This window comes from Pseudomonas sp. BF-R-19, from assembly GCF_019956445.1.
Classification (GTDB): domain Bacteria; phylum Pseudomonadota; class Gammaproteobacteria; order Pseudomonadales; family Pseudomonadaceae; genus Aquipseudomonas; species Aquipseudomonas fluorescens_BH.
The window spans coordinates 23,985-35,024 of record NZ_JAHBDN010000078.1 but is presented as its reverse complement, the minus strand read 5'-3'; the positions used below and the strand labels follow the sequence as shown (position 1 = coordinate 35,024).

Genomic DNA, 11,040 nt, shown 5'->3' with positions numbered 1-11,040 from the left:
TGAGGCCGAGTGGAGGTTCTGCGTAGTGGGCAACCCGGCATGGATGCCGGGTTAGCCGCCGCCGGCCATGGATGGCCGATGGCGGCGGGCCCACGGAGCAGGACCGGAGCGAGGGCATGCCGAGCCTAGGCGAGGCACCGAACGTCAGGGGCAAGAGCCCTTGGTTAGTTGGGGCTCTTCCAAGTAACCCGCCGTAAGGGCGGAACCCTAAGTGGCCGTTACCGCAGCAACGGATATGTACACCCACAAAATAATCATCGCCTGACACAAAGCCTTCGCGAGCAAGCCCGCTCCCACAGGGTTCTTCGGTGACCACAACAATGGATGCAACCGGGACCAAATGCGCAAACCTCCAGCTCAACCTTTCACAAAACCTTCATCAAATGGCCCATCCAGTGACATGTGCAAGTCATAGGGCTGACATGCCCCATGCCTAAAGTCTGTTGAACTCAAATACAGCCACGGACGGCTGTTCAACCAGACAGAGAAGCCCATGAACGCAGCTATCCATGTCGATCATCTGAACAAGACCTTTGCGCGCAAAACCGCACTGGTCGACCTCGAACTGACCATCGCGGCCGGTGAGATGGTCGCGCTGATCGGCGCGTCCGGCTCCGGCAAATCCACCTTGTTGCGTCATCTCGCGGGCTTGGCCTGTTGCGATAAAAACAACGGCGGCAGCGTCAAAGTGCTGGGGCGGGAAGTACAGGCGAGCGGACGGCTCAACGGCAAGGTGCGCCGCCTGCGCGCCGACATCGGCTACATCTTCCAGCAGTTCAACCTGGTCAACCGTTTGAGCGTGCTCGACAACGTGCTGCTCGGTTGCCTGGGGCGCATGCCGCGCTGGCGTGGCAACCTGGGCCTGTTCAATGCCGAGGAAAAGCAATTCGCCATGGAGTCCCTGGACCGTGTCGGCCTGGCTGACCTGGCGGCACAACGGGCCTCGACCCTGTCCGGCGGCCAGCAGCAGCGCGTGGCGATTGCCCGTGCGCTGACCCAGCGTGCCGAAGTCATTCTCGCGGACGAGCCGATCGCCTCCCTCGACCCGGAGTCCGCGCGCAAGGTCATGGAAATCCTCGCCGACATCAATCGCCGCGACGGCAAGACCGTGGTGGTGACCCTGCATCAGGTCGACTACGCCACCCGCTATTGCCCGCGCGCCGTGGCACTAAAAGCCGGTCGAATTCATTTCGATGGCCCGTGTACTGAGCTAAGTGGCTCGTTCCTCAACGATTTGTACGGCGCCGACATCGACACCAGCCTCATGTGTTCCGACCCGTCCCGTCACAGCGAAGCTGCACCCCGGCTGGTGCTGGCGCGCGTTTGATCACTCCGGATTCCCCCACCGTTCACCCTCAGGAAACCTTTCCATGTTGAACCGTATCGGTCGCGTTTTTGCTGGCGCAGCGCTGCTCGCCAGCTGTGTATTGGGCACCGCCCAGGCGGAAGAAAAAGCCATCAACTTCGGCATCATGTCCACCGAGTCTTCGCAAAACCTCAAGAGCATCTGGCAGCCATTCCTGGATGACATGCAGAAGCAGACCGGCCTGAAGATCAACGCCACGTTTGCCTCTGACTATGCCGGCCTGATCCAGGGCATGCGTTTCAACAAGGTCGACGTGGCCTGGCTGGGCAACAAGGCCGCCATCGAAGCGGTGGACCGCTCCAACGGCGAGATCTTCGCCCAGACCGCAGCCGCCAGTGGCGCCGCCGGTTACTGGAGCGTGCTGATCGTGCGCAAGGACAGCCCGATCAACTCCGTCGACGACATGCTGAAAAATGCCAAGAGTCTGACCTTCGGCAACGGTGACCCGAACTCCACCTCGGGCTACCTGGTGCCGGGCTACTACGTGTTCGCCAAGAACCACGTCGACGCCGCCACTGCGTTCAAGCGCACCTTGAACTCCAGCCATGAAGTCAACGCGCTGAGCGTGGCCAAGGGGCAAGTGGATGTGGCGACCTTCAACACCGAAAGCTGGGATCGCCTGGAAGTCACCCAGCCGGACAAGGCGGCACAACTCAAGGTGATCTGGAAGTCGCCACTGATTCCAGCCGACCCGCTGGTGTGGAGCAAGGCGCTGAGTGACAGCGAGAAAACCAGGATCCGCGATTTCATCTTCAGCTACGGCGACACCGACGAAGAGAAGGCTGTGCTCAAGGGCATGCAACTGGGCAAATTCCTCAAGTCCAGCGACGACCAGTTACTGCCGATTCGCCAGCTGGAACTGTTCAAGCAGCGCACCACGATCAGCGCCGACGACAAGCTGGAAGCCGCCGACAAGGCCAAAAAACTGGCCGACATCGATGCCGAGCTGGCCAAGCTGCAAGAGCGCCTGACCTTGCTCGATAAGGGCGACAAAAAGACCGCCAACGCCGGTTGATCCACGACGCGGTAAATGTGGGAGCGAGCTTGCTCGCGATGACGTCGGCACCTTCAACATTGATGTCGACTGATTCACCGCCATCGCGAGCAAGCTCGCTCCCACAGGTTTTTGCACCAGGCATAACTTTTTTAGAGAAACCTCATGACCACTCTGCACGCTGAAGCTGTCGGCAAGCGCACCTGGCCGCAGTACCTCGGTTGGGGCCTGTTCCTGGTCCTGCTGACCTGGGCCTGGCACGGCGCCGAAATGAATCCGATGGCGCTGTACCGCGACTCGGGAAACATGGCGACCTTCGCCGGGGACTTCTTCCCGCCGGATTTCCATGAATGGCGCATGTACCTCAAGGAAATGCTCGTCACCGTACAAATCGCTCTGTGGGGCACGGTGCTGGCGATTGTCTGCTCGGTGCCGCTGGGCATTCTCTGCTCGGAAAACATCACACCGTGGTGGATCCACCAACCATTGCGCCGGGTGATGGATGCGTTCCGTTCGATCAACGAAATGGTCTTCGCGATGTTGTTCGTGGTGGCCGTCGGGCTGGGTCCGTTTGCCGGGGTCCTGGCGCTGTGGATCAGCACCACTGGCGTACTCGCCAAGCTGTTCGCCGAAGCCGTCGAGGCGATTGATCCCGGCCCGGTTGAAGGCGTTCGCGCCACTGGTGCCAGTGCCTTGCAAGAGGTGATCTACGGGGTGATCCCGCAAGTCATGCCGCTGTGGGTGTCCTACGCGCTGTACCGTTTCGAGGCCAACGTGCGCTCGGCGACGGTGGTGGGAATGGTCGGCGCCGGTGGGATCGGGGTGATCCTGTGGGAGAACATCCGCGCCTTTCAGTTCACGCAGACCTGCGCGGTGCTGCTGGTGATCATCGTCATCGTCAGCCTGATCGACATCCTCTCGCAACGCCTGCGCAAGCAGTTCATCTGATTTTTCGGAGGGGTGCCCACGGGCGCTTTTTTTAAAGCATGCAGTTGTCTAGACAAGATGAGCCGGTGTACCGCGAATTGGCCGACATCCTGCGCCGGGAGCTGGCGGATTACCGCGCCGGAGACTTCCTGCCGGGCGAGGTGATGTTGGCCGAGCGCTTCGGGGTCAACCGCCATACCTTGCGCCGCGCCATCGATGAACTGGTGTTCGAGGGCAGCCTGTTGCGCCGCCAGGGCAAAGGCACCCAGGTGCTGGAGCGGCCGCTGATTTACTCGATGACCGCCGACAGTGCCTACAGCCAGTCGTTGTCGGCCCAGGGACATGGCGTCGAGGCAGTGCTGCTCAAGCGTCGTTACTGCTTCGCCAGCCGCGAAGAAGCCCAGTATCTGGGCATCGCCGAGATGGCTCCGATGATCGAATTGCAGACTTTGCGCAAGCTCGACAACCAGCCGGTCAGCCTGATCCGCCATCGCTACTGCGCCAGTCACGCGCCGCTGTTGGCCGATTACACCGGTGGCTCCCTGCGCAAATACCTGAGCGAACGGGACCTGCCGCTGACCCGTACCCAGAGTCTGATCGGCGCCCGTTTGCCCAACCGTGAGGAGGCCGCGTTGCTGCTGATGCCCCGACATTTGCCGGCCCTGAGTGTGTTCACCCTTTCCCGCGATCGCGACGGCCGTGCCGTGGAGCTGGCCCAGTCCACCAGCCGTTCGGATCGCTTCCAGTACCAGGTCGTCACTTGATGGAGAACCCAATGCACAATCCTGTTCCTCATACCGAACGGCAGCACTGGATCGGTGTGCTGGCCCGCGCCAGCCGCAGTGAATTGCAGCCCTTCGAAGCCGCTTTGCGCGATATCGAGTACCAACTGATCCGCGCCCCGGAAATCGGCATGACCCTGGTCCGTGGCCGCATGGGCGGTAACGGCGCGCCGTTCAACGTCGGCGAAATGAGCGTGACCCGCTGCGTGGTGCGCCTGGCCGATGGCCGTACCGGCTACAGCTATCTGGCGGGTCGCGACAAGGTCCATGCCGAACTGGCCGCGTTGGCTGACGCGCATTTGCAAGGCGCGCAACAGCGCCATTGGCTGGCGGAAATGATCACGCCGCTGGCGACTGTTCAGGCCGAACGCCGGGCACAAAAAGAGGCGGAAACCGCCGCCACCAAAGTCGAATTCTTCACCCTCGTGCGAGGAGAAAACTGATGAGCGCGCAGCTGTTGCAACCGGCGTTCGCCGACCCGGTGCTGGATGCCCAGCGCGGATTTCGCGCTGCACTCAAGGCCCTGGCCGGCCCCGGTCTGATCCAGACGCTGCACGCCTCGCCGAGACTCGAAGGCTTGATGCCCGCGACCTATGCACTGTGCCTGGCGTTGCTGGATGTCGACACGCCGCTGTGGCTGGCGCCATCGTTCGACACGCCGCTGATCCGCGCCAACCTGGCGTTCCACTGTGGTTGCCCGTTGACTGCCAAGCGTGAAGACGCACGGTTTACCTTGCTTGCCGCTGAGGATCTGCTCGACCTGAGTGGTTTCGATACGGGTAACGACCGTTACCCCGATCAGTCCTGCACCTTGCTGGTTCAGCTGCCATGCCTCGACGGCGGAGCAGGGCTGGTATGGCGCGGGCCGGGCATCGAAAGCGAACACAGCGTCGCGCTGCCGGTGGCCGATGGCTTCTGGCGCGAACGCGAACTGCGCAACGAATTCCCCCGTGGGCTTGACCTGTTTTTCACTGCCGGCCATGACCTGATCGGCCTGCCCCGCAGCACCCGCATCGCAGAGGAGCGCGCCTGATGTACGTAGCCGTCAAGGGTGGCGAACAGGCCATCGACAATGCCCACCGCCTGCTGGCGAAAAAGCGCCGGGGCGATACCTCGGTCGCTGAGCTGAGTGTCGAGCAGATCCGTCAGCAATTGCCGCTGGCGGTGGCGCGGGTGATGAGCGAGGGCTCGCTGTACGACGAAGAACTGGCGGCGCTGGCGATCAAGCAAGCGGCGGGGGATTTGGTGGAAGCGATCTTCCTGCTGCGGGCCTACCGCACCACGTTGCCGCGCTTCAGCCCGAGCCTGCCGATCGACACGCAACACATGCAGCTCAGCCGACGTTTGTCCGCAACCTTCAAGGATGTGCCGGGCGGGCAACTGTTGGGCCCGACCTTCGATTACACCCATCGTCTGCTGGACTTTGCACTGCTGGCCGAAGGCGAATACCCGGGGCCGCAAGTCACGCCGAATGCCAGCCTTGAGCCCTGTCCGCGAGTCCTCGGTTTGCTCGCCCAGGAGGGCCTGATCAAGACCGAATCGGACAACGGCGAAAGCGTGGCCGACATCACTCGCGACCCACTGGAGCTACCCGCCAGTCGCGCGCAACGCCTGCAAGCGTTAGCCCGTGGCGACGAAGGTTTCCTGCTGGCGCTGGGTTATTCCACCCAGCGCGGTTATGGCCGCAATCACCCGTTCGCCGGGGAAATTCGCATCGGTGAAGTCGAGGTGTGGATCGATCCCGAAGAGCTGGGCTTCCCGATCAACCTGGGCTGCATCGAAGTCACCGAGTGCGAGATGGTCAACCAGTTCGTCGGCTCGGCCACGGAGCTGGCGCAGTTCACCCGCGGCTACGGTTTGGCCTTCGGACACGCCGAGCGCAAGGCCATGGGCATGGCACTGGTCGATCGTGCCTTGCGCGCCGACGAATACAACGAAGAGATCGTGTCCCCGGCGCAGCAGGAAGAGTTCGTGCTGATGCACTGCGACAACGTCGAGGCCGCAGGCTTCGTCTCGCACCTGAAGTTACCTCACTACGTCGACTTCCAGGCCGAACTGGAACTGATCCGCAAACTGCGCAAGCCTGCCGAGGGGCAAAACCATGAATGACTTGAGCCAGGCACCGGTGCGCGATACGGCGTACAACTTCGCCTACCTCGATGAGCAGACCAAACGCATGATCCGCCGCGCCTTGCTCAAGGCCGTGGCGATCCCCGGGTACCAGGTGCCGTTCGGTGGTCGCGAGATGCCGCTGCCTTATGGCTGGGGCACCGGCGGCATGCAATTGACCGCCGCGATTCTCGGCGACGATGACGTGCTCAAGGTCATCGACCAGGGCGCGGACGACACCACCAACGCCGTGTCGATCCGCCGATTCTTCGCCCGCACCGCTGGCGTCGCAACGACCGAAAGTACGCCGGACGCGACGGTGATCCAGACTCGTCACCGCATCCCGGAAACGCCACTGCACGCCGATCAGATCATGGTTTACCAAGTGCCGATTCCCGAGCCGCTGCGCTTTATCGAACCGTCGGAAACCGAGACCCGGACCATGCACGCCCTCAACGATTACGGGGTCATGCACGTCAAACTCTACGAAGACATCGCCACCTTCGGCCATATCGCCACGGCCTACGCCTACCCGGTGATGGTGGACGAACGCTACGTGATGGACCCGTCGCCGATCCCCAAATTCGACAACCCGAAACTCGACATGAGCCCGGCGCTGATGCTGTTCGGCGCCGGCCGTGAGAAGCGTCTGTACGCGGTGCCGCCGTACACCAAAGTCACCAGCCTCGACTTCGAGGATCACCCCTTCGAAGCACAGAAGTGGGAAGAGTGCTGCGCGATCTGTGGCAGCCGCGATTCGTTCCTCGATGAGTTGATCCTCGACGACGCTGGCACCCAGAGCTTCGTCTGTTCCGATACCTATTACTGCGCCCAGCGCGTCAGCCAGCAGGAGCAGGGCCAATGAACCAGGCGCTGAAAAACCAAGTGTCCGTGTCCACTGAACCGCTGCTGCGAGTGCGTGATTTGTCGCTGTTGTACGGACTGGAAAAGGGCTGTCAGGACGTCAGTTTTGATCTGTACCCCGGTGAAGTACTGGGCATTGTCGGAGAGTCCGGTTCGGGCAAGTCGACCTTGCTGTCCTTGCTCAGCGGTCGTCTACCACCGCAACGCGGAAACATCGGTTACCGCGACAAACAGGGTCAATGGCTGGACCTGTACAGCGCCAGCGAAGCCGAGCGCCGCACCTTGTTGCGTACCGAATGGGGCTTCGTCGAACAGAACCCTCGGGACGGTTTGCGCATGGGCGTGTCCGCCGGGGCCAACATCGGCGAACGCCTGATGGCCCAGGGCGTGCGCAATTACCAGCAACTGCGTGGGGCCGGACTCGACTGGCTGAGCCAGGTGGAAATCGATCCGCAGTGCATCGACGACTTGCCCCGGACCTTCTCCGGCGGCATGCAGCAGCGCCTGCAAATTGCCCGCAACCTGGTGTCCAGTCCACGGCTGGTGTTCATGGACGAGCCGACCGGTGGCCTCGATGTCTCGGTGCAAGCGCGCTTGCTCGACCTGCTGCGCGGGTTGGTGCGTGAACTGGACCTGGCGGTGGTGATTGTCACCCACGACCTGGCAGTCGCTCGCTTGCTGGCCGATCGATTGATGGTGATGCGCCGTTCGCGGGTGGTGGAAACCGGGCTGACCGATCAGATCCTCGACGATCCGCAGCACCCTTATTCGCAACTGCTGGTGTCGTCGGTGTTGCAGCCGTGAAGCCCCGTTCAATAGTGGAAAACCCTGCGATGAATACCTTGATCGAGGTCCGTGACCTCTCGAAAACCTTCACTTTGCATCAGCAGAACGGCGTGGTCCTCAACGTGTTGCGCGGGGTGGATTTCAGTGTGGCGGGAGGCGAATGCCTGGTCCTGCATGGCCAGTCCGGCGCGGGCAAGAGCACCTTGCTGCGCACCCTGTACGGCAATTATCTGCCGGCAGGCGGCAGCATCCGCGTGCAGCACGACGGCCAATGGCGGGAACTGGTGGGCGCCGAGCCCCGGGACATTCTGCAAGTGCGCCAGCGCACCTTGGGTTATGTCAGTCAGTTCCTGCGGGTGATCCCACGGGTGGCGTGCCTGGACGTGGTGATGGAGCCGGCGCTGGCCCGTGGCTGGTCGAAAGAGCAGGCGCAAGCTCGCGCCGAATCCTTGCTCAGTCGCCTGAACATTCCGCAACGCCTCTGGCAACTGGCGCCAGGCACCTTTTCCGGTGGCGAGCAGCAACGGGTCAACATCGCCCGCGGTTTCATGGTCGCGTGGCCGGTGATGTTGCTCGATGAACCGACTGCATCACTCGACGACAGCAATCGCCAGGTGGTGCTGGAGCTGATGAACGAAGCAAAAGCCGCCGGTGCCGCGCTGGTCGGCATCTTTCACGACCGCATCGCCCGCGAGGCGGTTGCCGATCGCCATCTCGACATGACTCCCGCCGCCGTGAACCAAGAGGAATACGCCGATGCCCGTTGAACAGATCCTCAGCAATGCCCAACTGGTCACCGCTGACCGTGTGTTCTACGGCACCGTGGTGCTGCGCGACGGCTTGATCGCCGAGGTCGCCGAAGGCCCGAGCCGTTTGCCCCAGGCCCTGGACCTCAATGGCGATTATCTTCTGCCGGGTCTGGTGGAGTTGCACACCGACAACCTGGAGCGCCACATGACCCCGCGTCCGGGCGTGGACTGGCCGTCGGTACCGGCGGTGCTCAGTCACGATGCGCAGATCATCGCGGCGGGCATCACCACGGTGTTCGACGCAGTGTCCATCGGCGACGTGAACCCCAAGGGCAATCGCATGCAGAAACTGCCGGCGATGCTCGACGCTATCTCTAAAGCCTCCGACGCCGGGCTGACCCGCGCCGAACACCGCCTGCACCTGCGTTGCGAACTGTGCCACCCGGACACCCTCAGCGTGTTCCGCGATCTGGTGGAAAACCCGCTGGTGCAACTGGTGTCGGTGATGGACCACTCGCCGGGTCAGCGCCAGTTCGTGCTGGAATCCAAGTACCGTGAGTACTACATGGGCAAGTACCATCTGACCACCACGCAGATGGATGATTTCATCACTTTGCAGATGGCCAACTCGCACACCTACAGCGACCGTTACCGCGCGGCGATTGTCGAGCACTGCCTGGCCCTTGGCCTGTCGGTGGCCAGCCATGATGACGCGACCCTGGCCCACGTCGAGGAGTCGGCGCGCTACGGCATGACCATCGCCGAGTTTCCGACCACCGTCGAGGCCGCGCGCAGTTGCCGGGAGCACGGCATGAATGTGTTGATGGGCGCACCGAACATCGTGCGCGGCGGGTCGCACTCGGGTAACGTGGCCGCCGCAGAGCTCGCCGCCGAAGGTTTGCTGGATATTCTGTCCAGCGACTACTACCCGGCAAGCCTGCTGCAATCGGCGTTCGCGCTGGCGGCGCAAAGTGAGCGGATCGGTCTGGCCGAAGCGGTGCGCCTGGTCAGCCGGAATCCGGCCCGGGCGGCTGGTTTGACTGATCGCGGTGAAATTGCTCCGGGGTTGCGTGCCGACCTGCTGCAAGCGCGCAGTCAGGACGGTTTGCCGGTGGTCCAGCAAGTATGGCGACAAGCGAAGAGGGTATTTTGATGGCAGGCAGGTTGATCTATCTCATCGGGCCTTCAGGTTCGGGCAAGGACAGCCTGCTGGATGCCGCGCGAACGCGGCTGGCCGATCGCGGCTGCCGTATGGTACGGCGAGTCATTACCCGCTCGGCCGAAGCCGTGGGCGAGGCGGCGCTGGGCGTCAGCGTGCAGCAGTTTGCCGACATGGAAGCTCAAGGGGCATTTGCCCTGAGCTGGCACGCCAATGGGTTGTCCTATGGCATCCCACGGGAAATCGACGATTGGCTGGCCGCCGGCCAGGACGTACTGGTCAATGGCTCGCGGGGGCATTTGCAGAACACCCGCCTGCGTTATCCGAAGGCATTGGTGCTGTTGCTGACCGTAGATCAAGCAGTGTTGCGCCAACGACTGCTGGAGCGCGAGCGAGAATCATTGGTCGAGATCGATCAGCGCCTGGCACGCAATACCCGATTCAACGAGCGGCTGCTGGCTGAAGATCCGGCCGTGCACTTGCTCGACAACTCCGGGTCGCTGGAGTCTACGGTCGAACGCTTGCTGGCCTGCATTGACGAGCAAGCCCCATGCGCCTGACGTTGCTGGGCACCGGTGATGCCCGGCAAGTGCCGGTCTACGGCTGCGAATGTGTGGCTTGCGATGCGGCCCGCCACGATGAACGCTTGCAGCGTCGACCATGCAGTGCGCTGATCGAGTGCGCAGATCAACGCTGGTTGATCGACAGCGGTTTGCCTGACCTGTGCGAACGTTTCCCGCCGCGCAGTTTCAACGGCATTTTCCAGACCCACTACCACGCCGATCACGCCCAGGGCCTGTTGCATATGCGCTGGGGCCAGGGCCTGGTGATTCCGGTCCACGGTCCCGTGGACCCGGAAGGCCTGGCCGACCTCTACAAACACCCCGGCATTCTAGATTTCAGCCAGCCATTTGTTAGCTTCGAAACCCGGCAGTTTGGTGCGCTCAGCGTCACCGCGCTGCCACTGCAACACTCGAAACCGACCCTCGGTTATCTGCTGGAAGGAGAAGGGCGGCGAATCGCCTACCTGACCGACACCGTAGGCCTGCCGCCAGACACGTTGAGCTGGCTGCGGCGTGAGCCACTGGATGTGCTGGTGCTGGATTGCTCCATGCCACCGCAACCCCTACCCCCGCGCAATCACAACGACCTGAACCTGGCCTTGCAGTGCATTGATGAGTTGCAGCCGAATTCGGCGGTATTGACTCATGTCGGGCATACCCTGGATGCGTGGTTGATGGAGCATCGGGGTGAATTGCCGGCGAATGTCAGGGTCGGGTTTGATGGGTGTGTGTTGTAGCGAT

At 62.4% G+C, this 11,040-nt stretch carries 13 protein-coding genes; all 13 read left to right on the top strand.

Annotated elements, in window-relative coordinates; translation table 11 throughout:
* Positions 1 to 493 precede the first annotated feature (493 nt).
* The 13 genes from phnC to phnP all read left to right on the top strand — a co-directional run bounded on the left by phnC (position 494) and on the right by phnP (position 11,036).
* On the top strand, positions 494 to 1,327 hold the full coding sequence (gene phnC / locus KGB28_RS22710; protein WP_223447982.1) for a phosphonate ABC transporter ATP-binding protein: 834 nt from the start codon (positions 494 to 496) through the stop codon (positions 1,325 to 1,327).
* 43 nt (positions 1,328 to 1,370) lie between these two features.
* Positions 1,371 to 2,381: a phosphonate ABC transporter substrate-binding protein gene (gene phnD, locus KGB28_RS22705; protein WP_223447981.1), complete on the top strand. Its 1,011-nt coding sequence runs from the start codon at positions 1,371 to 1,373 to the stop codon at positions 2,379 to 2,381.
* Positions 2,382 to 2,525: 144 nt separating this feature from the next.
* Positions 2,526 to 3,308 (top strand): phosphonate ABC transporter, permease protein PhnE, encoded by a 783-nt coding sequence (gene phnE, locus KGB28_RS22700; RefSeq protein WP_223447980.1) that lies wholly within the window; start codon positions 2,526 to 2,528, stop codon positions 3,306 to 3,308.
* A gap of 38 nt (positions 3,309 to 3,346) precedes the next feature.
* Positions 3,347 to 4,051, top strand: coding sequence for a phosphonate metabolism transcriptional regulator PhnF (gene phnF / locus KGB28_RS22695; protein ID WP_223447979.1), 705 nt, complete (start codon positions 3,347 to 3,349; stop codon positions 4,049 to 4,051).
* Positions 4,052 to 4,062: 11 nt separating this feature from the next.
* Positions 4,063 to 4,512, top strand: coding sequence for a phosphonate C-P lyase system protein PhnG (gene phnG, locus KGB28_RS22690; protein WP_223447978.1), 450 nt, complete (start codon positions 4,063 to 4,065; stop codon positions 4,510 to 4,512).
* Positions 4,512 to 5,102: a phosphonate C-P lyase system protein PhnH gene (phnH, locus tag KGB28_RS22685; RefSeq protein WP_223447977.1), complete on the top strand. Its 591-nt coding sequence runs from the start codon at positions 4,512 to 4,514 to the stop codon at positions 5,100 to 5,102. Before phnG ends, phnH begins: the two co-directional genes overlap by 1 nt.
* Positions 5,102 to 6,178 carry a carbon-phosphorus lyase complex subunit PhnI gene (locus KGB28_RS22680; RefSeq protein WP_223447976.1) on the top strand — a complete coding sequence of 359 codons (1,077 nt, stop codon included), beginning with the start codon at positions 5,102 to 5,104 and terminating at the stop codon, positions 6,176 to 6,178. Before phnH ends, KGB28_RS22680 begins: the two co-directional genes overlap by 1 nt.
* Positions 6,171 to 7,043, top strand: coding sequence for an alpha-D-ribose 1-methylphosphonate 5-phosphate C-P-lyase PhnJ (locus KGB28_RS22675; protein WP_223447975.1), 873 nt, complete (start codon positions 6,171 to 6,173; stop codon positions 7,041 to 7,043). The genes KGB28_RS22680 and KGB28_RS22675 overlap by 8 nt, the downstream gene beginning before the upstream one ends.
* A complete protein-coding gene (gene phnK, locus KGB28_RS22670; protein WP_223447974.1) occupies positions 7,040 to 7,846 on the top strand; it encodes a phosphonate C-P lyase system protein PhnK in 807 nt (268 codons plus the stop codon). Before KGB28_RS22675 ends, phnK begins: the two co-directional genes overlap by 4 nt.
* A 29-nt stretch (positions 7,847 to 7,875) precedes the next feature.
* On the top strand, positions 7,876 to 8,595 hold the full coding sequence (phnL, locus tag KGB28_RS22665) for a phosphonate C-P lyase system protein PhnL (protein ID WP_223447973.1): 720 nt from the start codon (positions 7,876 to 7,878) through the stop codon (positions 8,593 to 8,595).
* The gene (locus KGB28_RS22660; protein WP_223447972.1) at positions 8,585 to 9,730 is read left to right on the top strand and encodes an alpha-D-ribose 1-methylphosphonate 5-triphosphate diphosphatase; all 1,146 of its coding nucleotides are present in this window, start codon (positions 8,585 to 8,587) and stop codon (positions 9,728 to 9,730) included. Before phnL ends, KGB28_RS22660 begins: the two co-directional genes overlap by 11 nt.
* Positions 9,730 to 10,296 carry a phosphonate metabolism protein/1,5-bisphosphokinase (PRPP-forming) PhnN gene (gene phnN, locus KGB28_RS22655; protein ID WP_223447971.1) on the top strand — a complete coding sequence of 189 codons (567 nt, stop codon included), beginning with the start codon at positions 9,730 to 9,732 and terminating at the stop codon, positions 10,294 to 10,296. The genes KGB28_RS22660 and phnN overlap by 1 nt, the downstream gene beginning before the upstream one ends.
* Positions 10,287 to 11,036, top strand: coding sequence for a phosphonate metabolism protein PhnP (gene phnP / locus KGB28_RS22650; protein WP_223447970.1), 750 nt, complete (start codon positions 10,287 to 10,289; stop codon positions 11,034 to 11,036). The genes phnN and phnP overlap by 10 nt, the downstream gene beginning before the upstream one ends.
* Positions 11,037 to 11,040: the final 4 nt, after the last annotated feature.